This window comes from Streptomyces sp. NPDC002845, assembly GCF_053591955.1.
Genome location: NZ_JBSFUU010000020.1, coordinates 90,904 through 116,103 on the forward strand (window position 1 = coordinate 90,904; position 25,200 = coordinate 116,103).

Here is a 25,200-nt window from a genome sequence, read left to right on the forward strand (position 1 = left end):
GGGTCAGGCGCGTGTCCGACAGGAAAGGCACCACCATGAGAATCACTCACCGACACCGCCGAGCCCTCCTCGCCGCCGCCCTCGGCACCGGGCTGCTGCTCACCGGCTGCGGAAACGACAGCGCCACGGTGGGTGCCGACGGCGACGCCAAATACACCATCGGCTTCGTGAACGGCAGCAACACCGAGTTCCACACCTGTCTGCAGAATTCCATCGAGCTGAAGGCGAAGGAGCTGGGCGTCGAGCTCTACACGGCCAACTCCGCGCAGGACGCGGGCAAGGAACTGTCCAACATCGAGGACATGATCTCCCGCAACGTCGACGCGGTCATCGTGCAGACGGTCAACGTGGACGCCCTGGAGGCGGACATCGCCAAGGCCAAGGCCGCCGACGTGCCGATCTTCCTGACCTCGGTCCTCCTCGACGACATGGCGGACGTGCTCGGCGCCTCGGTCGTGCCGCTCGCCGACGTCGGCAAGATGGACGCCCAACTGGTCGCCGACGACGCCAAGGGCACGGACGTCAACGTCGGCGTCATCGCTGGCGCCCCCGGGGCAGCCTCCGACGTCCTGGTGGGCGGCTTCACCGACAACCTCCCCGACAACGCCGAGGTCGTCGCGAACCAGCCGGGCATGTTCAACACGGCCAAGGCGCAGGAGGTGGCCGAGAACATGATCCAGTCCCACCCCGACCTGGACTACGTCTTCGTCGCCAACGAGGAGATGGCCTTCGGCGCGCTCAACGCCTTCAAGGCGGCCAAGGCCGACGTCAAGATCGTGACCAACAACGGCACCGAGCGCGGCGTCGAGGCCGTCAAGGACGGCAGCTTCCTCGGCACGGTCTCCAACCCGGCGGCGGAAACCGGGGCCAACGCCCTGGACAGCACCGTCAAGCTGCTCGACGGCGACCAGGGCACCGAGAAGATCACGCGCACACCGCTGCATCTGGTGACCGCCGGCACCGCGGACGAGGCCCCGGCGTACTGCGCCGAGTAAGCAACGCACTCCGTACAGCCGGCGTCAGAGCCACCTGCCGCCAGAGGTCTTGAGAGGAACCATGGACCGACTTCTCCTCATGCACAGCTTCGTCACCGTCGCGCAGGTCGGCAGCTTCAGCGGAGCCGCCAAGAAGCTGGGCTCGTCCGGCTCGCTGGTGTCCCGCCATGTCGCCGAGCTCGAACGGCAGGTCGGCGTCCGTCTCGTCAACCGCACGGCCCGGTCGGTGAGCCTGACCGAACCGGGCCAGCGGTACGCGGAGTTCGCCGCGCGCATCCTGGAGGAGATCGAGGCCGAGGACGCCGGCATCGCCCAACTGCACGACCGGGCGGAAGGAACGCTCAGCATTATCTGCCCCAAGTGGATAGGCAGTCTGGATCTGGGAGACGCCATCGCCGCGTTTTCCGCGGAACATCCAAGAATCCAGGTCCGCTTCGAACTCGGCGGAATGTCCGACCGCACCTACGATTTCCTCGACAGCGGATTCGACGTCGCCTTCCACACCCGCGACCTGCGGGACTCCAGCGTCCGCCTCAAGAAGATCGCCTCGCTGCCGTTCGTGCTGTGCGCGTCGAAGGAGTACCTGGACCGGGTCGGGCCGCTCACCGAACCGAACGGCCTCGCGCACCACGACTGCCTCGTCCACGTCAACGACCCGGTGTGGCGCATCGGCCACGGACACGCCTCCACCCTGCACAAGATCCGCAACGTGGCGTTCTCGTCCAACTCCTACATCGCCATCCAGAAAGCGGCCGTGCACGGACGCGGCATCGCCCTACTGCCCCAGCGGCCGGCGTACGACGACCTCATGTCCGGCGCGCTGAAGGTCCTGCTGCCCGAACTGGCCGTGCCGGACCGCCCCTTGTTCGCGATCTACGGTCCCGGCCAGGCCACACCCCGCAAGATCAGCGTATTCCTGGACTTCCTCACCAATTGGTTCTCGCGGAATCCCATCCCCACCATCCAGCCGTAACCGTAACCGTAACCGTAACCGTAACCGTAGCCGCAATCCGCAATCCGCGATCCGCGATCCGCAAGAAACGATTGCACATCCCGTCGAGCCCGGGCCATTGAGGTTCGGCGATCGAGAAATCTACGCTCACAGGCGATCCGCGAAGCGAGGAATCCATGGGAATCCAGAGAATCGAATCGGTCACCTACAGCATCGACGACCTCGACGAATGCGTCCGGTTCTACGACGACTTCGGACTGTTCCCGCTGGAGAGGACCGACGAGCACGCGGTGTTCGAGACACTCACCGGGCAGACCCTCCACCTGGACACCCGCCCGGATCCGCGGTTGCCGCCGCCGGTGGAGGCCGGTCCCACCCTGCGCGAGGTGGTGTGGGGCGTCGACAACCCGCAGGAACTGGAGCAGTTGGTGACGGCGGCGGGCCGCGACCGCACGGTCCGCGAGAGCGCCGACGGCGTTCACCACACCGTGGACGAGACCGGCTTCGGGGTCGGCTTCACCCTCGCCCGCCCGAAGCCCGCGAAGGTCACGCCCCGGCCGGCCAACGCACTCGGCAACGTCGACCGCTGGAACACCGCCCTGGAACCGATCACCCGGGTACGGCCGCTGCGCATGTGCCATGTGGCCCTCAACATCCGCAAGGAGGGACGCGAGGGCGCCGTCGGGTTCTACGTGGAGCGCCTCGGCTTCCGGCCCACCGACATCGTCGAACCCATGGGCGTCTTCCTGCAGGCACCGGACGACGACGACCAGCACACCATGCTGCTGTGCCACCGCCCCGACCGGGCCGGTGTCAACCACATCGCGTACGAGGTCCCCGGCTTCGACGACGTGGTGGAGGGCGGCAACTACATGATCGACCACGGTTGGCGGGAGGCCCGCAAGCTCGGCCGCCACACTATCGGCTCCAACGTCTTCCGCTTCCTGCACGCCCCGAGCGGAGGGCGCGTCGAGTACGCCGCCGACATGGACCGCGTCGACGACACCTACGAGACCCGCGTCCACGAGACCACCCCGCCCCACCACATCTGGGCGCTGCGCACCAACCGCGACCAGGAAGCCCCCGCATCCTGACCCCTTGAGAGGGCACCCACTCATGACCACCGACCACGGCCACCCCGCCGTCCGCATGTACATCGCGGGCGAGTGGTGCCAGGGCGGCACCGGATGTACCGCCCCGATCGTGAACCCGGCCACCGAGGAGACGATCGGAGAGGTACCGCTCGCCACCCCCGCCGACCTGGACCGCGCCCTCGGCGCGGCCGCCGAGGGCTTCAGGACCTGGCGCGACACCCCCATGGCCAGGCGCACCGCAGTCCTGCACACCGCCGCCGAGCTGCTCACCGAACGCGCCGCCGAGGTCGGCCGGACCATGACCCGGGAGCAGGGCAAACCCCTCGCGGAGGCCACCGGAGAGGCCCGCCGCGTCGCGGACACCCTGCGCTGGCATGCCGACGACGCCCGCCGCGCGTACGGCCGGATCATCCCCTCCGCCCCCGGCACCCTGCTCTCCGTACGCCGCGAACCCATCGGTCCCGTCGCCGCGTTCGTGCCCTGGAACTTCCCCGCGGGCGGCCCGATGCGCAAGATCTCCTCGGCCCTGTCCGCCGGCTGCTCGATCGTCATCAAGGCCTCGGAGGAGACCCCCGCCACCGCCTGTGCCCTCGTGCGCTGCTTCGTGGACGCCGGTCTCCCCGCCGGAGTGCTCAACCTCGTCTTCGGTGAACCGGCCGAGGTCTCCGCCCACTTGATCGCCTCCCCGGTCACCCGCCTCGTCGCCTTCACCGGCTCGGTCCCCGTGGGCAAGCTCCTCGCCGCCGAGGCCGGCAAGGTCATGAAGCCCTCCCTGATGGAACTGGGCGGCCATGCCCCGGTGATCGTGTGCGCGGACGCCGCCCCGGCCGTGGCCGCCCGCCGCGCCGCGCAGGCCAAGTTCGTCAACGCCGGGCAGGTGTGCACCTCGCCGAGCCGGTTCCTGGTGCACGAGAGCCTCGTCGAGGACTTCACCGCCGCGTTCGTGCAGGCTGCCGAGGCCGTGGTCGTCGGTGACGGTCTGGCGGAGGGCACGACCATGGGGCCGCTCGCCAACGAGCGCCGCCTGAAGGCCATGGAGCGCCTGACCGCCGACGCCGTGAGCCGGGGCGCCAAGGTGCTCACCGGCGGCGAACGCCCGGACCGCGCCGGGTACTTCTTCGCGCCGACCGTCCTTACCGACGTACCGGCGGACGCCGAGCTGATGCACGAGGAGCCGTTCGGGCCGATCGCCCCCATCGTCCCCTTCACCGACCTCGACGAGGCCCTCGCGACCGCCAACGGACTGCCGTACGGCCTCGCCGCCTACGCCTTCACCGAGTCCGCCGCCACCGCCGAACGCCTCGCGGGCGGGCTGGAGGCCGGGATCCTGTCCCTCAACCACTGCGGCGGCTCCGTCAGCGAGGCACCCTCCGGCGGCGTCAAGGACAGCGGCTACGGCAGGGAGGGCGGGCCGGAGGCGCTGGACGCCTACCTGGTCACCAAGCGGGTCTCCCATCTGCTGACGGCGGGCTGAGGCGGATGAGGTACACCCGTGTCTCGGTCGGCGGCAGGGCGATGTGGGGCCGCGTGGGGTGGGCGGACATCGAGTTGCTGTCCGACTCCCCACTGGACGGCGACCCGACCGTCGTCGGCACGGTGCCGCGCGCCACCGCCACCTGGCTGCCCGTCGTCGTCCCGCCCGTGTTCTACGCCGTCGGCATGAACTACCGGCGCCACATCGAGCACGCACGCGCCGAGGTCCCCACCCGCCCCGAAGTGGGATACAGAGCCAACAACGCGCTCGCCGGCCACCGTTCACCGATCGTCAGACCACGAGAGGTGGAGGGCCGCTTCGAGGCCGAGCCGGAACTCGTCGCCGTCATCGGCCGCACCCTGCGCCACGCCACGTACGAGGAGGCGCGCAAGTCCGTCTTCGGCTGGACCATCGGCAACGACGTCAGCGCCCGCACCTGGCAGCACCAGGACCGCAGCTTCTGGCGCAGCAAGAACAGCGACACGTTCAAGCCGATGGGCCCCTGGATCGAGACCGACGTCGACGCCCTGGCCCAGACGACCACGCTCCGCGTCAACGGCGAGGTCCGTGCCGCCTTCGCGACCGGCGACATGGTCTTCGACCCCTTCGACCACATCGTCGAGATCACCAAGCACATCACCATGCACCCCGGCGACGTCCTGTGGATGGGCGCGGAGTCCACCTGCCAGATCGAGGCGGGCGACACCGTGGACATCGAGATCAGCGGCATCGGCGTGCTGTCCAACCCCGTACATCTCGAAGGGAACCACGCATGAGCAGGGAACCCCGCTACATCCACCACGTCAACTTCCCCACCACGGACCCCGACCGCACCGCCGAGTGGTACACGAAGGTCTTCGGGATGAAGAGGATCATGCCCAAGTCGAACACACGCGTGGTGCTGATGACCCGCGGCAACTTCGACCTCCACTTCACCCCGGTCGAGGAGATGGAGCGGATGGCGCCCTACCACTTCGCCGTCGAGGTCGACGACTGGGACGAGTTCCTCGCCCACCTCAAGGACCTGGGCATCCGGCACACCCGGCCGATCGAACGCCCCGAGAACCAGTCCAAGTTCTGCTACATCCACGACCCCGACCACACCATGATCGAGCTGGTCTACCACGGCAAGCGCCCCAACTGACCTGCCCTCGCGAGGAGTTGCTCCCATGCCCATCGCCGACTCCGACGGCACCTCCATCTACTACGAACGCCACGGCAGCGGCGCGGCGATCCTCTTCGTGCACGGCTCCGGGGGCCACCACGCCGCCTGGTGGCAGCAAGTGGCCGCACTCCGCGAGGAGTTCACGGTCGTCACCGTGGATCTGCGAGGCTTCGGCAAGTCCGATTCTTCGATGTCCGAGTTCGACGGACAGGACTTCCCCGGCGACGTCGTCGCCGTCCTGGACGCCGAGGACCTCACCGACGTCATGCTCGTCGGCCAGTCCATCGGCGCCGTCGCCGCGCTCCGCGCCGGTCTGCTCCGCCCGGACCGGGTCGGCTCCGTCGTCCTCGGCCACTCCCTCGGCGGCGTCAGCCACCCCGAGCTGAAGGAACTGGCCGCCGCCGACCGCGCCGAGGCGGTCAGGCTCCCCGTCATCGACCGCCTGCTCACCCAGCGGTTCCAGCGGGAGCGCGCCGACCTCACCTTCCTCTTCCAGCAGATGGGCACCTTCAACGTCGCGAAGATGGCCGACCTGCGCAACCTCGACACCAACGGCCCGTCCCTGGAGGACATCCGGAAGTCGGGCGTCACAGTCGCCTTCCTGGCCGGTGAGAAGGACGCGGTGCTCGGCGTGAAGACCGTGACCCGCGCCCACGAACTGCTGCCCGGCTCGCACCTGGAGATCGTCCCGGACGCCCCGCACTCCATGTACTGGGAGGCGCCGGAGAAGTACAACGCGGCCGTCGCCCGCCTGCGCCGCACCCTCACCGCACCGAAGGAAGCCGCATGAGCTCCGCCCCGAAATGCCGCATGAGCCCCGCCCTGAAGGAAGCCGTATGAGCAGCCTCACCCTCGACGCCGCCGAAGAGATCGTCGACGCCGTCTTCAAGCGCGCCCAGTCCGTCGGCAAGGCGGTGAGCGTCGCGGTGGTGGACGCCGGCGGCTTCCCCGTCGCCATCCGCCGCTCGGACGGCGCCCGCCCCCTCACCCCGGACATCGCCCGCGCCAAGGCGTACACCGCAGCCGTGATGCAACGCCCGGGCAAGATGCTGAAGAAGTGGCAGGAGAGCCAGCCCGTCTTCTTCTCCCAGCTCTCCCAACTCCCCGGCGCCGCCCTGCCGATCATGGCCACCGAGGGAAGCATCACCCTCAAGAAGGACGGCGAGATCCTCGGCGGCCTTGGCGTCGCCGGCGGTACCGCCGACGAGGACCAGCAGATCGCCGACGACGTCCTCGCCTCCCTCGGCTACGAGCTGGAGTTCGCCGCCTGGGGCGTCGCGGGAAGCCCGGCCGCATCCGGAAAGGACTGACCACCATGGCGGACACGTTCAACTACCGCATCGACCACCACGGCAGCCTGGTCCGCCCCGCAGGCCTGTCACTCGACGAACCGGAAGCGGTGGAGGGTGCGGTGCGTGACACGGTCGTGTACCAGCGCAAGCTGCGCTCCACGGTGGTCACCGACGGAGACTTCCCCCGTGAGGACTTCCGCAGCACGGTCCTTGACGCTGTGTCAGGTTTCCGGCGTACGGGCGAGACCGTGGGCGGCCTGACCCGCTGGGTGGCGGAGTCCCTGCCCAAGGCGGGCGGCCCACTGCTGGCCGACTGGGCAGCGCGCCTCGCCGAGCAGACCGTCATCGCCCCCAAGGCGTCCCTGCCGTCCCCGGCCTACCTGGCCGCCACCACCTTCGAGCCGGGCCTCGGACCCGCCTCGGCCCGTGAACTCGGCGAAGCCCTGGCGGAGATCATTCACGCGGAGATCGAGCTGCTGGTCTCCCGCGGGGTCCGCCTGATCCAGCTGAACAACCCCCTCCTGCTCGACTGGGCCGACGACGGAGCGCTCTCCTTCGAAGACGCGCTCGCCGTCGAGGCTCTGGCCGTACGGCTGGACGAGCGCCCACAGGGCGTCCGCATCGGTGTCTGCCCCGGCTGGACGGCGCCCGCCACCGTGGACCTCGCGCGTGTGGAGAAGCTCTACGCCGCCGTCCCGGCCGACCGCTGGGTCCTGCCGTACGACCAGGGCACCGACGCCGAACTCGACCTGCTCAGGGCGCTGCCCGAGGACCGTGACGTGTGCCTGGGCGTGGTGGACGCGACCGTGCCCGCACTTGAGGACATCGACACGGTGCTGGCTCGCGTCGACGCCGGCGCCGAACTCAAGGACATCGAGGACATGGCCCTGTCGCCCTCCCGCGGCTTCGCCGACTCGGCGGCACGGCCGCTGCTGAGCGCCGAGGATCAGCGCCGCAAGCTCGTGCTGGTGGAGACACTGGCACGGTACTGCTGGGGCAACGAGTTCTGATCCGCGGTGAACGGCCGCCGGGGAGCAACATGTCAGGGGCTTCCCGGCGGCGCCCAAAGGGGCGCGGGGCTGTATCGACATGCGGCTCCGCCGCGCGGGCGCGACCAGCCACAGTCGACCCGCGCCCGCCGACGGACACAAACCCGGCAGACGCTAAAGCACTTCGCCAAAGGTCACCGTGCGCTCGGTCAGTAGCGGTCGCACGGTCCTCACGATCAGCTCGTCGAAGTAGTCGGCGGCCGCATGGGCCTCGAACCCCGCCCGGTCCGCATACACCTCGTACAGCACGAACCCACCCGCCCGGTCCGCCTCCGCGTGCACCTCGTACGCCAGGTTCGCCGGTTCGGCACGGGTGTGCTCACGCACCTTCAGCAGCGCGGCGCGCACGGTGGCCTCGTCGGCGGGCTCGCAGCGGTAGTGGGCGACGACTGCGTAGGCCATGGCTGTTCCTCCTCGGTTCCGGTCTGCCGGATCATCCCTCCGGCCCGCCGATTCCAGCACGGTTCATGCGCCCGCCGACCCGCACGCGGCGCAAGCAATGCCTGCCCCCGCGGGGCTGGTGGCCCCGCCCCGGCATGGTGTGTTGTCGCATCCGGCCCGCACGGCCGCTCCTGTGCAGCCCGCGGAACCCGCACCGCGGCGGACGAAGGAAGTGATCTTCATGCGAACCCTGGAAGCCCTCTCGGGAGGGGAATGGGTGACGACCGGCAAGTGGATCGACGTCCACGACCCGGCCGACGTCCGCGCTCCGATCGCCCGCATCCCCGCCCTCGCCGCCAAGGACGTCACCCGGGCCTACGACCACGCCGAGCGCGGCTTCGCCGTATGGAAGCGCACCAGCCCCTTCGAGCGGGCCCGGATCATGACCGAGGCCGCCCGGCTGATCCGTGAGCGGCTCGACGAGATCGCCGCCGACGTCACCGCGGAGAACGGCAAGACCCTGGCCGAGGCCCGCGGCGAGACCGGCAAGGCCGCCGACTTCCTCGACTACTACGCGGGCCTGGCCCGCCAGGGTTACGGCACGCTGCTGCACGACGCCCGCCCGGACACCCGTACGCACACCCAGCGGGAGCCGATCGGCGTGATCCTCGTGATCAGCCCGTGGAACGACCCGCTGATCACCCCGGCCCGCAAGCTCTCCCCGCTGCTCGCGGCGGGCAACGCGGCCGTGTTCAAGCCGGCCACCGAAACCCCGCTGTCCGGGCTGCACTTCGCCCGCGCCCTGCACGACGCGGGCCTGCCTGCCGGGGTCCTGAACGTGGTGACGGGCCGTACGGCTGAGATCGAGGAGGCGCTCCTCGACGACCGGCGGATCGCGGGCGTCACCTTCACCGGCTCCAACGAGGTCGGCGGCCGTATCCGGCGCCGCCTCGCCGACCGCAACGTCCGCTTCCAGGGCGAACTCGGCGGCAAGAACGCCTCTGTCGTCCTCGCCGACGCCGACCTGCCGGCCGCCGCGAAGGCCGTCGTCGCCGCCTCCTTCGGCCAGGCCGGGCAGCGGTGCACCGCCACCAGCCGGGTCGTCGTGGAGCGGCCGGTGTACGCGGAGTTCAACCGGCTCCTGGTCGCCGAGGTCGAGGCCCTGACGATCGGCCCCGGCAGCGACCCGGCGACCACCCTGTGCCCGCTGTCCAGCCCCAGGCACCGTGACACGGTCCTGGCCGACATCGACCGTGCGATCGAGCAGGGCGCCACCGTCCTCACCGGGGGAGCGGCGGACACCGAGGGCGACCGCACGCACGGCTGCTACGTGCTGCCGACCGTGCTCGCCGACGTCACCCCCGCGGCGGCGATCTGGCGCGAGGAGGTCTTCGGGCCGGTCCTGGCCGTCCGCGCGGTCGACGGCTTCGCACAGGCCGTCGAGGCGGTCAACGACTCCGAGTTCGGGCTCGCCGCCGCCGTCTTCACGCGTTCCCTGAAGAACGCCCACCGCTTCGCCGACGAGGCCGAGTGCGGGCAGATCGCGGTGAACACCACCACGACCGGCTGGGACGTCCACCTGCCCTTCGGCGGGTTCCGCGACTCCGGCACCGCCTACAAGGAGCAGGGCGACGAGGTTCTGCGCTTCTCCACCCGCGTCAAGACCGTGGCGATCCACTTCGGTGCCTGACGGGCTGACAGGCTGACAGAGAGGAGGTCACCGATGGCTGACGAGACGATCGGCGTCGTCGGCGCCGGCATCGTGGGCCTGGCCACCGCCCGTGAGATCGCCCTGCGCCGCCCCGGCACCCGCGTGATCGTGCTGGACAAGGAGCGCGAGGTCGCCGTCCACCAGACCGGGCACAACTCGGGCGTCGTCCACGCCGGGATCTACTACACGCCCGGCAGCCTCAAGGCCCGCCTGTGCACCAAGGGCATGGCGATGCTCCGCGAGTACTGCCAGGACCGGCAGTTGCCGTACGACGAGTGCGGCAAGCTCGTCGTCGCGGTCACCGGCGACGAAGTGCCGCGCATGGAGGCGCTGTACGCCAAGTCCCTGGAGAACAAGGTGCCCGGCGTCCGCAGGGTGTCGGAGGCCGAGATCCGTGAGATCGAGCCCCACGCCATGGGAAAGGCGGCCATCCACTCCCCGCGCACCGCCATCACCGACTACACCGCGATCGCCCGTTCCTTCGCCCAGGACATCGAGGAGTCCGGCGGCGAGGTGCGCCTCGGCTTCCCGGTCACCCGCCTGACCAGGCTGACGGGAGGCGGCATCGAGGTCGCCTCCCCGGCCGGGACCCTCCGAGTGGACCGGCTCGTGCTCTGCGCGGGCCTGCAGAGCGACAGCGTCGCCCGGCTCGCGGGCGACGGTGACGACCCCCGGATCGTCCCGTTCCGCGGCGAGTACATGACCGTGTCACGGGAGAAGTCCCCCATGGTGCGAGGGCTCATCTATCCCGTGCCCGACCCCCGTTACCCCTTCCTCGGCGTGCACTTCACCCGCCGCGTGAACGGAGAGGTGGAGGTCGGACCCAACGCGGTCCTCGCCTTCTCCCGCGAGGGCTACCGGCTGGGCGACATCGACCTGCGCGAACTGAGGCGCATCGCGGCCTTCCCCGGCATGTGGCACCTCGCGCGGCAGCACTGGCGCACCGGCATCAAGGAGATGCGCGGCTCGCTGTCCGTCAGGGCCTATATGAAGGCCGCCATGGCGTACGTCCCCGGCATCCACGCCCGTGACGTCGTACGCGGGGGAGCCGGCGTACGGGCCCAGGCGCTCGGCCGGGACGGTTCGCTCGTGGACGACTTCGCCATCCACCGGATCGGCGCCGTCACCGCCGTACGCAACGCGCCCTCGCCCGCCGCGACCTCCTCCATGGCGATCGCGGAGCACATCGTCGACAGCGTCTTCGACGACTCCCGCGCAACGTGAGATTGCCCTGCGTACAGCGGACTTCCGCGCAAGAACAGCTTGCGTTCCCGGGCCTTAGCAAGGGCTCACGGCCCGCCTAGCGTTCCCTCCGCACCACCACCGCACCGTCCTCGTCGAAGAGAAAGAAGAGACGGCATGTTCGTTGTCGACACGCAGATCCACATCTGGAAGGAAGAGACCCCGGACCGCCCGTGGGTCCCGGGGGCGCGTGAGCGCATCCGCCTCAACGGCCACCGCGAGGACCCCTTCTCCTACGAGGAGGCCCTGGAGCTGATGGACGAGGCCGGCGTCAACCGGGCGCTGATCCTGCCCCCTTCGTGGGAGGGCGACCGCATCGACTACGCCCTCGAAGCCTGCGAGGCGCACCCGGACCGCTTCGGCATCATGGCCCGCATTCCGCAGAACAAGCCCGAAGAGGGCAGGGCCATGCTGAAGGACTTCGCCCGGAACCCGTACGTGAAGGGCACCCGCCTCACCTTCCACCGGCCGATCGACCGCAACTGGATGATCGACGGCACCAACGACTGGTACTGGCCCCTCGCCGAGGAACTCCGCATCCCCACCATGGTCCACGCGCCGATCTGGAAGCGTGAGCTCGGCGAGATCGCCGCCAAGCACCCCGAGCTGAAGATCATCATCGACCACATGGGCATCATGGCCCGCTGCGTCGACGACGCGATCGGCTACTGGGTCCAGGAGACCGCCGACCTCGCCGTGCACCCGAACATCTATGTGAAGGTCTCGGCGCTTCCGGGCTACTCGACGCAGCCCTTCCCGAACAGCAACATCCAGAAGTACGTGCGCGAGATGGTCGACAAGATGGGTCCGCGGCGCTGCTTCTACGGCACCGACATCACCCGGCTGCTCGGCCACGGCATCACGTACACCGACACGATCGAGCAGTTCACCAAGCACTGGGACTTCACCCCCGAGGAGCTCGAATGGATCATGGGCCGGGGTATCAGCGAGGTCCTTGACTGGCCGATCGAGGGCTGAGGACGCGCACGAGATGACGGACACCGAGAACACACCGGGCACCGACGGCGGTGACGCCGTCGTCGCCGCCTTCAACGCCGCGGGCGCCGACTACCTGTTCTGCTCGTCGGGGTCCGAATGGGCCCCGGTGTGGGAGTCCCTGGCGCGGCGCCACCGCGACGGGGAGCCCGCGCCGGAGTACCTGGACCTCACCCACGAGACGGTCGCGGTCGGCATGGCCACCGGCTACGGCCTGGTCACCCGCCGCCCACAGGGGGTGCTCCTGCACGCCGCCCCCGGCCTGCTGCAGGGCTCGATGGCGGTGCACGGCGCGCTCCTCGCGGGCGTGCCGATGGTCGTCGCCTCCTCCGAGTCGACGACGTACGGCGACGGGCCCGGCCAGGACCCGGGCGGCCAGTGGTACCGCAACCTGTCGATCGTGGGCGGCCCGCACCATGTCGCCCAGCCGTTCACCAAGTGGGCCAACGAGGCCGCCAGTATCCACATCCTGCCCACGATGATCAGCCGGGCGGCGGAGCTGGCCTGGCGGGCTCCGGCCGGTCCCGCGTACCTCAACATCCCGCTGGAGATCCTCCTTCAGGAGTGGGACGGGCGCGAGGCCAGGCCCATCGCGGCGCCGGGCTCCACGCACAGCTCGCCCGAAGAGGTCGACCCCGTCGCCCGGATGATCCGCGAGGCCGCCAACCCGGTGATCGTCACGGAGACGGCAGGGCGAGAGGCGGGCGGCTTCGAGGCGCTCGTCGCCTTCGCCGAGGCGTGGAACATCCCGGTCGTCGAGCCCGACTCGGCGGTGTGCGGCAACTTCCCGCGCACCCACCCGCTGCACGCGGGCTCCGACGTCGGGCCGTGGCTGGAGGAGGCCGACCTCATCCTCCTCGTCAACTGCCGCGCCCCCTTCTACCCGCCCTCGCGTAGCCCCGCCGAGGCGAAGGTCGTCGTCATCGACGAGGTGCCGCAGCGCCCGCACGTCGTCTACCAGGTCCTCTTCGCGGACCGGTACCTGGAGGGCGACGTCGCCAACACCCTGCGCCAACTCGCCAAGCGGGCGAAGGATCTGGACGTGGCCGCCGTCACCGCACGGCGCGCGGCGCAGGAGGAGCGGCACGCCGACGAGCAGGCGGCGATCGCCGCGTCCGAGGCGAAGGCCGGACAGGCCGGCCCGGCCGACGGCATCGACCCGGTGCTCGTCGCCGCCACCCTGCGCGGGCTGCTCGACGGACAGGACGCGATCGTCGTCGACGAGACCATCACGCACAGCCGAGTCGTCAGGCGCCACCTCCAACAGGACGCCCCTGACTCGTACTTCTATGTGCAGGGCGGACTCGGCCAGGGCATCGCGGTCGCGCTCGGCGTCAAACTCGCCGCCCGGGAACGCCCGGTGGTGCTCACCATCGGCGACGGCGCCTTCGCGTACAACCCGGTCATCCCGTCGTACGACGCCGCCAAGGCGTACGAACTGCCGCTGCTGATCGTGGTGTTCAACAACCGTGTCTACAAGTCGATGAACCTCAACCACCGCAGATTCTACCCCGATGGCGCGGCCGCCGAGACCGGCGAGTGGCTCGGCACCGATCTGCACCGGCTGCCCCGGCTCGCCGCGTTCGCCGAGCCGTTCGGGATGCACACCGAGACGGTCGACACACCCGACGCGCTCACCCCCGCCCTGGAGCGCGCGCTCAAGGCCGTGGCGGAGGGCACCACCGCCGTCGTCGACGTACTCGTCACCCGCTGACGTAAGGAGGCACCCGCCACCATGTCCGACACCCCGACCCCCAAGCCGGGCAAGGTCCTTGTCCCCGCCGACGACCTGCGCACCTTCGCCGCCGCCCTCCTGGAGAAGGGCGGCCTCGGCCCCGAGCACGCCCGCACCACCGCCGACGTGTTCGTGTGGGCCGCCCTGCGCGGCGTCGACTCCCACGGCATCGCACGCGTCCCCGCCTATCTGGAACTGCTCGCCAAGGGCGTCGCCAACGCGAACCCCGAGATCAAGGTCGAGTCCGGCACACCGGCCGCCGCCGTCCTGGACGCCGACCGCGCGCCCGGCCCGGTCGCCCTCAGTGCCGCCGCCGAGGAGGCGGTGACCCGGGCCAGGGCGGGCGGTATCGCCGCCGTCGGTGTGCGCCGTACGGTCCACACCGGCGCCATCGGCTACTACGTCTCGAAGATCGCCGAACAGGGCCTGGTCGGCATCGGCTTCGTCGCCGGCATGCCGAACATGGGCTACACCGGGGTCAAGGGCGCCGCCGTGGCCACGAGCCCGCTGGCCATCGCCGTACCCGCCCGGAGCCACGCTCCCCTCCTGCTGGACATGGCCACCGCCACCATCGCCCTGGGCAAGATCAAGCAGGCCCGGGCGAACGGCACCCCGCTGCCCGAGGGGGCCGCCGCCACCGAGGACGGCACCCCCACCACCGATCCGGAGAAGGCGGTCATGCCGTTGCCGCTCGGGGGCGCCAAGGGGTCCGGCATGTCGCTCGCCTTCGAGCTGCTCACCAGCGTGCTCGTCGGGGCGCCGATCTTCTCCGCCTTCCACTCGGACGACCCCCAGGGCCGCAAGCACCGCCAGAACGCCCTGCTCATCGCTCTCGACCCGGCGGCTTTCGGTGACCCGGACGCCTTCACCTTGGCGGTGGACGCGACCCTCGGAACGCTCCACGGACTGCCCACGGCGGAGGGCTCGGCAGGCGTGTTCTACCCCGGTGAGCGCAGCGCCGCCGTGGCGGAGCAGCGGGCCGGGCAGGGGGTGCCCGTGGCGCCGAGGGTGTGGCGCGAACTGACGGAGAACGCCGGGAGGCTGGGCGTCACGCCTCCCGAAGTGGACGCATAGAGAAGAAGGGGGCGGGCGGAGGAGCCCGCGCTCACATGACGTCGGTCGCCCGCCGTACGTGCTCCGCGATGAGGCCGTAGACCTCCCGCGCCTTCTCCTCGTCCCTGCCGTCGTAGCCGTGGTCGGCTTCGCGTACGTCGTGGTGGTCGACCAGGGCGTCGGCCATGCGGAGGCGGTCGGCGTAGCGCTCGCCCTCGCCCCGGAGGAGGTCGTACTCCGCCGTGATCACCAGGGCCGGGGCGATGCCCTTGAGGCCGGCGGTGTCGGCCGGGTTGGCGGGGGACACGAGGCGGTCTGTGCGCTGCTTCGAGTCGGGCACGTAGGAGGTGTCGAAGACCTCCGCCATCCACGGCCGCAGCACCGGCTTGGCGATGGCGGCCCGCTTGTCCTTGGCGCCGGTCGCGAGGTCCAGCGGCGGGTAGTGGAGGACCTGGAGCGCGATGTCGGGGCCGCCGTCCTCCAGGGCCTGGCGGGCCACCGCCGCGGCGAGGCCGCCTCCGGCGCTCTGGCCGCCCACGGTGAGCCTGCCGCCGTCCCAGCCCTGCTCGGCACCGTGCTCGGCGACCCAGCGCACGACCTCGTACGCCTGGCGCGGCGGAGCCGGGAACGGGTGCTGCGGGGCGACGACGTACTCCACGTTGACCACGACCACGCCCGCCCGATCGGCGAGGCAGCGGCACAGCGCGTCGTCCATCGCCGCGCCCGGCACGACGTAGCCACCGCCGTGAAAGTTGACGTGGACCGGCGGCGGCGTGTCCGAGGCGGTGGGGGGCAGGTGCACGGTCGCCGGGGCCGGGGCTATGGAGGTGGGAATCGACAGCTCGCGCGTGTTGCGCGGGAACTCCGGAAGCCGTGCGAGCCACGAAGCGCTGGAACCCGGCCCGCTCGACCGTCGGCTCGCCAGCGCGATCAGACGTTGCATCGCCTTGGCGACAAGGGCGGCCACCGCGGGCCGGGCCAAGAGGGACATGGCACTCCTTGACGAGTCCAATCAACAGGTTTCCTGATGATTGAACGTGATACTAACAGCTCAGGCGGCCACCGGAAGCCCCGGAGTACGGAAGACCCGCCGCTCGGCGTCCACCGCGAACACCTCGCAGCCCTTCCGCCCGGCGGCCCACTCGACGCCCTCCGCGCCCATCGCGAAGGCCGCCGTCGCCGTGGCGTCCGCCTCGGTCATCGACGCCGCCACGACGGTCAGGCTGAGCAGCCCGGTCGCCGGTCGGCCGGTGCGCCCGTCGAGGATGTGGTCGCCGCGTTCGTAGCGCGCGGAGGTCGCCACCGCGCCCTCGGTGATGTCCAGCACGGTGCACAGCCGGTCGGCCTGCTCGGGGTGGCGTACGCCCACCCGCCAGGGGCCGCCGGAGGCGACCACGTCGCCTCCGGCGTTCAGGCAGAACGACCGCGCCCCGGCCGCCGTCAGCAGCTCGGCCGCCCGCTGCACCGACCAGCCCTTCACCACCGCGCAGGGGTCGAGACCGCGGCCGGGCAGCCGTACGTCGAAGGCACCGCCGGTCGCGGCCCGGTAGTGCTCGCACAGGTCGAGGACCTCGGCCAGGTCCGGGGTGAGCTCGGGGGTGGAGAGCTCACCCCGGCCGAGCCGGGACACCTCGCTGTCGGGCCTGAACGGGCTGAACCGCGCGTCGACCTCGCGCAGCCAGGCGAAGACCGTGTCCGTGGCCTCCGCGCCCCATTCGACGAAACCCTCGTCGTCGACCCGCAGCGAGACCGGGAACCCCATGACGTGCTCGACGCGACGCACGGTCAGGCGCTCTTGGCGTCGATGGCGGCCTGGAGGGACTCCCGGTAGCCGTTGCTGGTGATGGTCGCGCCGGACACCGTGTCGATGTCCGCGCTCTGTGCCTCCAGCGTCTGAGCGATCAGCGTCGGCACCGCGGCCGTGGTCTGCGGATGGTTGGGCTGCTGCAACATCCGCACCGAAGCGATCTCGTCGCCCTCGAAGGTCACCTCGACCTGCACGGGGCCCTTCTCGGTGTCGACGGTCGGACCGGCGACGACCTGAGTCGAGGAGCCCGAGGAAGAGCCCGATGAGGAGTCCGAGGACGAAGACGATGAGTAGGACGCGGAAGGCGTCGGCGCGGGCGTCGCGACCTGGGTGGACGACGTGGCGGCCGACGGGTCGTAGCGCCACACCGGGATCAGGCCCACGACGGTAAGGGCCAGGACAGGTATCGCTCGTTTCACAGTGCTTTCCTCTGTTTCCTCACTGCTTCTGTTTCCTCACTGCTTCCTCATCCCGCCAGGCTGAAGCGCTCGAAGTGGGTCTGCTGCTTGGGCACGTCCAGCTCGCGCAGGGTGCGCAGGACGGCGTTCATCATCGGGGGCGGTCCGCACAGGTAGACGTCCCGGTCGGTGATGTCCGGCACGAGCCGGGCCAGCTCCGGCGCCGCCAGCCGGTCCGGCACGGGCGGCCCGGTGACCAGGTGCAGTTCGGCGCCCTTGGCGTGGGCCAGCTCCCGCAGTTCGTCGTAGAGGACCGCGTCCTGCTCCCTGGACACCCGGTAGACGACCACCGCGTGGCCGTGCAGCTCCTCCAGCAGGGCCCGGATCGGGGTGACACCGACACCGCCGGCGATGAGCAGGGCGTCCGGCCGCGTCCGGTGCATCGTGGTGAAGGCGCCGTAGGGTCCCTCGGCGAACACGCGCGTGCCGACCTTCAGATGCCGCAGGGCCGCGGAGCCGTCGCCGGCCCGCTTGGCGGTCAGCCGGAGCGTGCGGCCGTCCGGGGCGGCGGACAGCGAGAACGGGTTGGCCTGCCACCAGCGGTCCCGGGTCAGGAACCGCCACAGGAAGAACTGGCCCGCCCGCGCGGGCAGCCGGTCCAGGTCACGGCCCGTGATGTAGATCGAGACGACGTCGTCGGACTCGGGCACGACGGCCGAGACACGCAGCTGGTGACGCATGTTCCGCCACAGCGGGAGCACCAGCCGGCCCAGGAACACCGAGCCCAGCGCCACACCCCACAGGGCGTACCAGTACGCCGTGGCCGCGTCCGACACGGCGAAGGTCGTACCGGCCGCGACCTGGTGGGTGAAGGCCAGCACCACGGCGAGGTAGGTGTAGAGATGGATGAAGTGCCACGTCTCGTAGCCCATGCGACGCCGGGCGAACCGTGCCGATGTCACCCCGATGACCATGATCAGCGCCAGCGCGACGACAGAGCGCAGCACACCCTCGACGGTCTCGGCGAGGTCCACCAGCTGGCTCACGGGGCCCAATGACGAGTACTCGGCGTAGCCGTAGGTGATGAACACGCCGTGCGCGACCAGCAGCCACAGCACGCTGAAGCCGACCCAGCGGTGCCAGGAGGTCAGCCGGTCCATGCCGATCCGGCGGTCGAACCACGGCAGCCGGGCGATCAGCAGCAGCTGGAAGGCCATCATGAGCGCGCCGAGCAGGCCGGCCAGCCGTCCCAGCACGATCAGGGCGTTCGAGTTGAAGCCCGCCTGGACGAAGAAGAACGTCACCACGCCGACGTTCGCGGCCAGCACGGCGTACAGGCCCGTACGGGCCACGACTTTGGGGCGTATCGCCGCCGTGGCCGGCGCGGGGGGTGATTGGACGGTCGTCACGGACGGCAGCTCCTTGATCGGATCGTGGGGCTTCTACCTTGTCCGGGGGAAGCTGTCGCTTTACTGTCGCTCAACTTTCAAGTTTTTATCGATCTGCTTCCGGAGCGCAGGCGGGTATGGCGACAGACGACACGTGAAGCACTATGAGCAGGTGGAAAAAGTACGACTGCTCGTCGTGGACGACGACCCGCCCATCGCCGACCTCGTCGCGACGGTCGCCCGCTACGAGGGCTGGGAGGCGGTCACCGCGTACTCCGGTGAGGAGGCGCTGACCCGGGCCGCCGAGTTCCAGCCCGACATCGTGGTGCTCGACCTGATGCTCCCCGGGCTGGACGGGTTCGGGGTGCTGGACGAGCTGCGCCGCTCCGGGACGATGGTGCCCGTGGTGTTCCTCACCGCCCGGGACGGCGTCGCCGACCGGGTCGCGGGCCTGACCCGGGGCGGCGACGACTACCTGGTCAAACCGTTCGCCGTGGAGGAGCTGATGGCCCGGCTGCGCACCGTGCTGCGGCGCAGCGCCGGCCCCGGCTTCCAGCGCTCCGTGCTCCAGGTCGCGGACCTGACCATGGACGAGGACACCCGCGAGGTCCGGCGCGGCGAGAAGCTGCTCACGCTCACCCCGACCGAGTACGAGGTGTTGCGCTACCTGATGCGCAAGTCGCCCACCGTGCTCACCAAGGCACAGATCCTCGACCACGTCTGGGAGTACGGCTTCGGGGGCCGCTCCAACGTCGTGGAACTGGTCGTCAGCCGGCTGCGCCGCAAGCTCGACGACACCGCTGAGGACGGGGCGCAGCTCATCCACACCGTCCGGGGCTTCGGGTACGTACTGCGGCAGGCCGCCGAGTGATCCGCCGGCTGGTCCGGGCGTACCGGCAGACGCGCCTGGGCACCCGGCTGGCGCTGGGCCTGGGCGCGCTGTCGCTGGTGGTGTTCGCCGTCGTCGGCACGGCCCTGACCGCGCACATGCGGGGCTATCTGTCGGCCCAGCTCGACGAGCAGCTGCAGCTCGCCCAGCTCGCCCAGGCCAAGAGCATCCAGGACAGCGGCACGCTGGAGGGAAAGAAGTACTACCGCTGGTACTACGCCGTGTACGACGTGTCGGACGGCACGCCCGTGCTCCGCACGCCCGAGGACGCCGCGGACGTGCCCGAGGACATCGACGACTTCACCGCCGTGGCCCGGGAGCAGGCCGGTGCGGACACGGAGATCCTCCGCACCGAGTACCTGAAGGGCCAGGGCCTCTACCGGCTGCGCGCCTGCGAGGTCGAACCCGGTGTGGTCCTGGTCAGCGCCGCGCCCATGGACGACATCGAGGAGATCGTGGGGCAGCTGATCACGGTCCAGGTCATCACGTTCGTGCTCGCGCTGCTGGCGCTGGTGGTGTTCGGCCGGGCCATGCTGCGGCGCGGTCTGCAGCCGCTGAGCGACATGGCGCACACGGCCCGCGACATCACCTCGCACAACCTGACGGGCTCGGCGGCCCGGCTGCCGGTGCGGGCCGGCGGCGGGGACGGCGGTCACGAGGTCGAGGAACTGCGCACCGCGTTCAACACCATGCTGGAGCACATTGACGACTCCCTGGCCGTCCGTACCGAGGCGGAACAGCGGCTGCGCCGGTTCGTCGCCGACGCCTCGCACGAGCTGCGCACCCCTCTGATGTCGGTACGCGGCTACGCGGACCTCTTCCAGTACGCGGCGGCCAACGAGCCCGAGGAGCGCGAGAAGCACCTGGCCCGGCTGCGCGCCGAGGCGGCCAGGATGGGCCTGCTCCTGGACGACCTGCTGCTGCTCGCCCGCCTGGACGCCGCCGAGGTGGAGACTCCGCTGTGCCCGAAGGACGTGGATCTGGTCGAGCTGGTGCACCAGGCGGCGGACGCGTTCCGGGCCGGCCGCCTGGACCATCCGCTGACCGTGACGGCCGAGCCCGACACCGTACGACTCCGTCTCGACGCCCTGCGCATCCGGCAGGTGCTGGACAATCTGCTCACCAACGCCGCCGTGCACACCCCCGCCGGTACGAAGGTGTCCGTGGAGGTGTCGGTGTCGTCCGGCGAGGCCGTCGTGCGGGTCGCCGACTCCGGGCCGGGCATTCCGGCCGCCGACCGGGACCGGGTCTTCGACCGCTTCTACCGCGTCGACAAGGCCCGCAGCCGCGACCGCGGCGGCAGCGGTCTGGGCCTCGCGGTCGCCCGCTCCCTGGTCCAGGCGCACGGCGGCACCATCGAGCTGACCAGCGGCCCGGGCTCGACGGTCTTCACCCTGCGCATCCCGCTCGGCCACACGGACCGAGGGGCAGGGGCGTCCGGAGAATTTACTTGAGTTAGGCAACAATATGTTAAAGTGGTGCGCATGCCCACACCACCGCTGCCCAACGTTCCCGCCTCGTCAGAAGTGATCGAGATCGAGCGAGCTCTCAACCGCATCACGTATCTGGCCACCCGGGCGCGGCACCACGAACGGCTCATGGCCCTGGCCGGAGTGCCCCTGGACCGTGCCGCCGTGGCGCTGCTGCGGCTGATGGCCGAATCCGAACCGCTGCGCCCGGGGGAGCTGGCCAACCAGCTGGGCGTGGAGGCCTCGCACGTCACCCGGCAGGTGCAGCAGTTGCAGAAATCCGGCTATGTGAGCCGGGTGCCCGACCCCGACGACCGCCGCGCCCAGCGCATCCAGCTCACCGAACTCGGCCAGGACGCCATCGGCCGCATCCGCGAGGCCGGCGCCCGCGGTATGCAGATCGCCCTCGCCGACTGGTCGCCGGAGGAACTGCGCCGGCTCGCCGGGCTGTTCCACCGCATGGTCGACGACTTCCTCACCCACGCCGTCGAGATCGAGGACACCGAGCAGACGGCCGCCGGAACGGCACGAACGGCCTGAGTCCCGACTCCGTGCCGGTTCCCGGGTGCGGCCCCGGCCCCGTGGGCCCGGGGCCGCCCCGCCGTCAGGACACGTACGTGGCGTTCTGCGCCGTGGTCACCACCTGCTGCCCGTCGGCCTGGCCGAGCAGGCCCGCGGACACCCACGCGTCCACCGTCGACCGCACCCGCGTGACCAGCGCGCCCTTGTCGCCGAACGGCGCCCCCGCCCAGATCTCGTCGAGGAGCGTGGTGCCGTCGGACTTCGCCGGGTTGGTGACACCGGAGTCGGTGTTCCCGAAGAAGACCCGGGGTTCGGAACGCCGGACATAGGCGTGCGTCGGGTCCTCGGTGCCCTCGGCGAAGGGGGCGAACTCGGTGCCGTTCAGCGTGTAGTGGAGCGGCTTGCCGGACACCGGGGTGAGGGAGGGCAGCAGGTCGCCGGAGAGCGCGGCGTTGCGGTACAGCCCCACCTGGAGGTGGCTCGTGCTCGCGTTGCGGCCGACCAGGTTGACCGGACCGTAGAACAGGGTCTGCAGCGACGGGTCGTCGAGCGCCTTCTCGACCCGCAGCCTGAACGGAATGGTGACCCGGACGGTGTCGCCGGCACGCCACGTACGCGAGACGGTGAGGTACTGCCCCGCGACCGGAGTCCCGCTCACCGCACTGCCGTTGACCGTCACCCCGAAGCCCGAGTCCGCCCAGGACGGGACGCGCAGATGCAGCGCGAAGGAGGCGCTGCCGCCCCCGATGGTGAGCGTCGTGCCCTGCTCCCGGGGGTAGTCCGTGGTCTGGGTGACGGTCACGCCCTTCTCGGCCCAGGTCAGGGTGGACGGGCTGTAGAGGTTCACATACAGCGCGGTGTCGTCGGACTTCCTGAAATACACCGAGTCCTGGTACTTCGTGGCGCTCTCCAGGCCCGTGCCCTCACAGCACGTCGTGCCCTGCTTGGGTGTGTAGTCCCGCACATGACCGGGTGTCAGGCCGATGAAGTAGTTGACGAGCGGCTTCTCCGCGTCGGCCTTGTCCTGCTTGGAGCCGAGGATCTGGTTGTACAGGGCCCGCTCGTAGTACTCCATGTACTTGGGGTCCTGCTCGTGGAAGAACAGGGTCCGGCTCAGCTTGAGCAGGTTGTACGTGCAGCAGCACTCGGCGTTCGTGGCGCTGATCGTGCCCGCGATCACCCCGCGCGCCCGCCAGAACTCGGCCGTGCTGGTGCCGCCGATGCCATACAGCCGGTGCGGGACGACCATGCCCCAGAAGTTCTTCGCGGCGGTGAGGTAGCGCGCCTCGCCTGTCGCGTCGTACAGCCGGACCAGGCCGGTGAAGATCGGGATGTGCTGGTTGGCGTGCAGGCCGTCGAGGACGTCGTTGTTCGCGGCACAGGCGTCGATGAGCCGGTCGAGGTCGAACAGGCGGGCCAGCGCGAGGTGTTCGGCCTTGCCGGTGAGGGAGTGCAGGTCGACGATCGCCTCGACGATGCCGCCGAACTCGCCGCTGGAGAAGAGGCCCCACATACGCTGCAGGGTCGACGCCGGCAGCCGCGACAGCCGGGAGTGCATCCAGTCGCACATGCCGGAGGCGAGGTCGAGCGCCCGGGCGTCGTCCGTGGCGAGGTAGGCGTCCAGCAGCCCGCGCAGGATCTTGTGCGCGGTGTAGTACGGCGCCCACACCCGCGTGTAGTCGGAGCCGGTCAGCGACTCCAGCTGGATGAACTGCGTCTCCGGGTACGCCGCCAGGAACCCGGGGTGGCTCGGCCCGCCCCAGGTGCGGCGCAGCGTGGCGGTCAGGCCCCGGCCGGAGGCGTCGGCGAAGGTGCCGCCGTCGGTGGCGAAGAAGTAGTACGACGCCAGGTTGCCGAGACCCGCCGGGGAGAGCTTGGCCTCGTTGGTCTGCAGTGAGGTGATCTCGGCCGCGGTCAGCGCCCGCGACCAGATGTTGAACTCGTCGAAGGCGCCCGCGAACACCGGGTCGGCGGAGAAGTTCGAGCGGCCCAGCCAGTTGTTCGTCAGGGTGCCCAGGGCGGCCGGGTCGAGGGTCATCGAGGTGTTCCGGGCGACGGCGGTGCCGTTGACGTAGAGGGTGCCCGTGCTGCCGGAGATGGTCACCGCCAGATGGCTCCACTGGTTCAGTGGCAGCGCGGCGGTGCCGTTGAGCGCCTGCTCCCCGCCCGGCCCGCCGGTGGTGATGGCGAAGCGCGGTACTCCGCTCCCGTTGCGGGTGGCCAGGTACATGTAGCGGGTGGTGTTGTCGCCGAAGTCGAAGGCCCGCTGCCAGTTGGCGTTGTGGGTGGGCTTCACCCAGACCGACAGCGTGATCGCCGCGGCGCCGCCGAGCACGGCCGGCGGAAGGTCGATGTACTGGTACGAGCCCCGGACGTTCTCGTGCGCGCCGCCCCACTTCCCGGTGACGGCGAGCATGCGCGGATCGCCGCGCAGCGCCTCGCGCACCTCGGTCAGCGCGCCGATCATGTAGGTGATCCTGTCGGCGTACGCCTGGTCGCCGGTGCTCGCGTACGCCTGGGAGAGCATGGTCAGGAAGTGGCCCGTGTAGTGGCCGCGCAGATTGCCGTTGGCCTCGCCGTCCAGGCCCTCCCAGCCGCCGGGCGCGACCGCGCCACGCGTCGAGAGCCCCGCGTTGGCACGGAACACCTGGAGCAGCCGGTCCACGTTGTAGCCGCGCCCGTGGTCGAGCATCAGCTGCCGCTTGGTGGCGAAGACGCCCGGACCGAGTTTCACGTCCGCCAGATCGAACGGCCTCAGTGCCCAGGCGGACGGCGCGGGAAGAGTGGCGGCGGCCGCCGTTCCGCCGCTGCCCGCATAGGCGAACGCCGGTGTCGCCGCGGCGAATATGGCGCTCTGGAGGAGAGTCCGTCTGGAGAGGTGGGGTGCCATGCATTCCTCGTCTCTGCGGGTGCGGGGGCCCAGTTCGTTCGATATTGCGAACGTTGTACGGATGGTCGACCAGAAGATAAGTTGGAGGCATGGCCGCGTCAACGCTTCTGACACGCTTGATTCCGGTTGCTTTCCGTCAACTCCCGCACCCCGGGCGCCGCATAGGGTGGCCGGTGTGACGCAGAACAGCAAGCCACGGGCCGCGCCCCACGAGGGAAAGCCGCTCGCCGTCTTCGACCTGGACAACACCCTCGCCGACACGGCCCACCGTCAGCGCTACCTGGAGCGCGCACCGCGCGACTGGACCGCGTTCTTCGCGGCGGCGCCGCACGACCCGCCGCTGGCCGAGGGCATCGCGCTCGCGCTGGAGAGTGCCGAGGAGTGCGAGGTCGTATATCTGACGGGGCGGCCCGAGCGGTACCGTCGTGACACGCTTGACTGGCTGGCCGTGCACGGGCTGCCTGGGGGCCGCGTCCATATGCGGCGCGACGACGACCGCAGGCCCGCCCGCCGCACCAAGCTGGAGATCCTCCGCCGCCTCGCCCGCACCCGCGAGATCCGCGTGCTCGTGGACGACGACGAACTGGTGTGCGAGGACGCCGAGCGCGCCGGTTTCACGGTCGTACGGGCGCGGTGGGCGACCCCGTCAGGCGCCCTGAAGCAGGCGCAGGAACGGGAGGGGCGGACCTGAGCCCGGC

Annotated in this window: 24 protein-coding genes; 18 read left to right on the top strand and 6 right to left on the bottom strand. The window is 70.5% G+C overall.

The genetic code is table 11. The annotated features are described in order from the left end of the window. The first annotated feature begins 35 nt into the window (after positions 1-35). The 9 genes from ACWD3C_RS16950 (at position 36) to ACWD3C_RS16990 (ending at position 7,982) form a co-directional block, all read left to right on the top strand. A complete protein-coding gene (locus ACWD3C_RS16950; protein ID WP_451144565.1) occupies positions 36-995 on the top strand; it encodes a sugar ABC transporter substrate-binding protein in 960 nt (319 codons plus the stop codon). A gap of 61 nt (positions 996-1,056) precedes the next feature. Next, positions 1,057-1,968 (top strand): LysR family transcriptional regulator, encoded by a 912-nt coding sequence (locus tag ACWD3C_RS16955; RefSeq protein WP_451144567.1) that lies wholly within the window; start codon positions 1,057-1,059, stop codon positions 1,966-1,968. Between the two features lie 155 nt (positions 1,969-2,123). Next, positions 2,124-3,041 carry a VOC family protein gene (locus ACWD3C_RS16960; RefSeq protein ID WP_451144569.1) on the top strand — a complete coding sequence of 306 codons (918 nt, stop codon included), beginning with the start codon at positions 2,124-2,126 and terminating at the stop codon, positions 3,039-3,041. A gap of 22 nt (positions 3,042-3,063) precedes the next feature. Beyond that, on the top strand, positions 3,064-4,515 hold the full coding sequence (locus tag ACWD3C_RS16965; protein WP_451144571.1) for an NAD-dependent succinate-semialdehyde dehydrogenase: 1,452 nt from the start codon (positions 3,064-3,066) through the stop codon (positions 4,513-4,515). A 5-nt stretch (positions 4,516-4,520) separates the two neighbouring features. Next, a complete protein-coding gene (locus tag ACWD3C_RS16970; RefSeq protein ID WP_451144573.1) occupies positions 4,521-5,291 on the top strand; it encodes a fumarylacetoacetate hydrolase family protein in 771 nt (256 codons plus the stop codon). Then, positions 5,288-5,659 carry a VOC family protein gene (locus tag ACWD3C_RS16975; protein WP_451144575.1) on the top strand — a complete coding sequence of 124 codons (372 nt, stop codon included), beginning with the start codon at positions 5,288-5,290 and terminating at the stop codon, positions 5,657-5,659. The genes ACWD3C_RS16970 and ACWD3C_RS16975 overlap by 4 nt, the downstream gene beginning before the upstream one ends. Positions 5,660-5,684: 25 nt before the next feature. Then, positions 5,685-6,470 carry an alpha/beta fold hydrolase gene (locus ACWD3C_RS16980; RefSeq protein WP_451144577.1) on the top strand — a complete coding sequence of 262 codons (786 nt, stop codon included), beginning with the start codon at positions 5,685-5,687 and terminating at the stop codon, positions 6,468-6,470. A 46-nt stretch (positions 6,471-6,516) separates the two neighbouring features. After that, a complete protein-coding gene (locus tag ACWD3C_RS16985; protein WP_451144579.1) occupies positions 6,517-6,990 on the top strand; it encodes a GlcG/HbpS family heme-binding protein in 474 nt (157 codons plus the stop codon). Between the two features lie 5 nt (positions 6,991-6,995). Then, positions 6,996-7,982 carry a methionine synthase II (cobalamin-independent)-like protein gene (locus tag ACWD3C_RS16990; RefSeq protein WP_451144581.1) on the top strand — a complete coding sequence of 329 codons (987 nt, stop codon included), beginning with the start codon at positions 6,996-6,998 and terminating at the stop codon, positions 7,980-7,982. Positions 7,983-8,135: 153 nt separating this feature from the next. On the opposite strand, the gene ACWD3C_RS16995 is transcribed toward ACWD3C_RS16990, so the two are convergent. Next, positions 8,136-8,423, bottom strand: a complete 288-nt coding sequence (locus tag ACWD3C_RS16995) for a putative quinol monooxygenase (protein WP_451144583.1) — start codon at positions 8,421-8,423, stop codon at positions 8,136-8,138. Between the two features lie 220 nt (positions 8,424-8,643). Here ACWD3C_RS16995 and ACWD3C_RS17000 point away from each other — a divergent pair, with 220 nt between their 5' ends. The 5 genes from ACWD3C_RS17000 to ACWD3C_RS17020 all read left to right on the top strand — a co-directional run bounded on the left by ACWD3C_RS17000 (position 8,644) and on the right by ACWD3C_RS17020 (position 15,160). Beyond that, a complete protein-coding gene (locus tag ACWD3C_RS17000; protein ID WP_451144585.1) occupies positions 8,644-10,092 on the top strand; it encodes an aldehyde dehydrogenase family protein in 1,449 nt (482 codons plus the stop codon). A gap of 33 nt (positions 10,093-10,125) precedes the next feature. Further along, the gene (gene lhgO, locus ACWD3C_RS17005; protein WP_451144587.1) at positions 10,126-11,337 is read left to right on the top strand and encodes an L-2-hydroxyglutarate oxidase; all 1,212 of its coding nucleotides are present in this window, start codon (positions 10,126-10,128) and stop codon (positions 11,335-11,337) included. 135 nt (positions 11,338-11,472) lie between these two features. Then, the gene (locus ACWD3C_RS17010) at positions 11,473-12,333 is read left to right on the top strand and encodes an amidohydrolase family protein (RefSeq protein ID WP_451144589.1); all 861 of its coding nucleotides are present in this window, start codon (positions 11,473-11,475) and stop codon (positions 12,331-12,333) included. Positions 12,334-12,346: 13 nt separating this feature from the next. Next, the gene (locus ACWD3C_RS17015) at positions 12,347-14,065 is read left to right on the top strand and encodes a thiamine pyrophosphate-dependent enzyme (RefSeq protein WP_451144591.1); all 1,719 of its coding nucleotides are present in this window, start codon (positions 12,347-12,349) and stop codon (positions 14,063-14,065) included. Positions 14,066-14,086: 21 nt separating this feature from the next. Further along, positions 14,087-15,160 (top strand): Ldh family oxidoreductase, encoded by a 1,074-nt coding sequence (locus ACWD3C_RS17020; protein WP_451144593.1) that lies wholly within the window; start codon positions 14,087-14,089, stop codon positions 15,158-15,160. Positions 15,161-15,191: 31 nt separating this feature from the next. On the opposite strand, the gene ACWD3C_RS17025 is transcribed toward ACWD3C_RS17020, so the two are convergent. The 4 genes from ACWD3C_RS17025 to ACWD3C_RS17040 are packed head-to-tail and all read right to left on the bottom strand — an operon-like array spanning position 15,192 to position 18,753. Next, entirely contained in the window at positions 15,192-16,130 is a 939-nt protein-coding gene (locus tag ACWD3C_RS17025; RefSeq protein WP_451144595.1) for an alpha/beta hydrolase fold domain-containing protein, read from the bottom strand. A gap of 60 nt (positions 16,131-16,190) precedes the next feature. Continuing rightward, positions 16,191-16,922 (bottom strand): FAD:protein FMN transferase, encoded by a 732-nt coding sequence (locus ACWD3C_RS17030; RefSeq protein ID WP_451144597.1) that lies wholly within the window; start codon positions 16,920-16,922, stop codon positions 16,191-16,193. Between the two features lie 2 nt (positions 16,923-16,924). After that, a complete protein-coding gene (locus tag ACWD3C_RS17035) occupies positions 16,925-17,365 on the bottom strand; it encodes an FMN-binding protein (RefSeq protein ID WP_451144599.1) in 441 nt (146 codons plus the stop codon). 47 nt (positions 17,366-17,412) lie between these two features. Next, complete coding sequence (locus ACWD3C_RS17040) at positions 17,413-18,753, bottom strand: ferredoxin reductase family protein (RefSeq protein ID WP_451144601.1); 1,341 nt, start codon at positions 18,751-18,753, stop codon at positions 17,413-17,415. 151 nt (positions 18,754-18,904) lie between these two features. Here ACWD3C_RS17040 and ACWD3C_RS17045 point away from each other — a divergent pair, with 151 nt between their 5' ends. Genes ACWD3C_RS17045 through ACWD3C_RS17055 form a run of 3 tightly spaced genes read left to right on the top strand, consistent with a single transcriptional unit; the run spans position 18,905 to position 21,630 of the window. Then, positions 18,905-19,603 carry a response regulator transcription factor gene (locus tag ACWD3C_RS17045; protein WP_451144603.1) on the top strand — a complete coding sequence of 233 codons (699 nt, stop codon included), beginning with the start codon at positions 18,905-18,907 and terminating at the stop codon, positions 19,601-19,603. After that, positions 19,600-21,075, top strand: a complete 1,476-nt coding sequence (locus tag ACWD3C_RS17050) for a sensor histidine kinase (protein ID WP_451144605.1) — start codon at positions 19,600-19,602, stop codon at positions 21,073-21,075. Before ACWD3C_RS17045 ends, ACWD3C_RS17050 begins: the two co-directional genes overlap by 4 nt. A gap of 30 nt (positions 21,076-21,105) precedes the next feature. Next, positions 21,106-21,630, top strand: coding sequence for a MarR family winged helix-turn-helix transcriptional regulator (locus ACWD3C_RS17055; RefSeq protein ID WP_451144607.1), 525 nt, complete (start codon positions 21,106-21,108; stop codon positions 21,628-21,630). A gap of 64 nt (positions 21,631-21,694) precedes the next feature. Here ACWD3C_RS17055 and ACWD3C_RS17060 read toward each other — a convergent pair whose 3' ends face one another. Further along, on the bottom strand, positions 21,695-24,502 hold the full coding sequence (locus tag ACWD3C_RS17060; RefSeq protein WP_451144609.1) for a beta-L-arabinofuranosidase domain-containing protein: 2,808 nt from the start codon (positions 24,500-24,502) through the stop codon (positions 21,695-21,697). Between the two features lie 175 nt (positions 24,503-24,677). Here ACWD3C_RS17060 and ACWD3C_RS17065 point away from each other — a divergent pair, with 175 nt between their 5' ends. Beyond that, entirely contained in the window at positions 24,678-25,193 is a 516-nt protein-coding gene (locus ACWD3C_RS17065) for a phosphatase domain-containing protein (protein ID WP_451144610.1), read from the top strand. Positions 25,194-25,200: the final 7 nt, after the last annotated feature.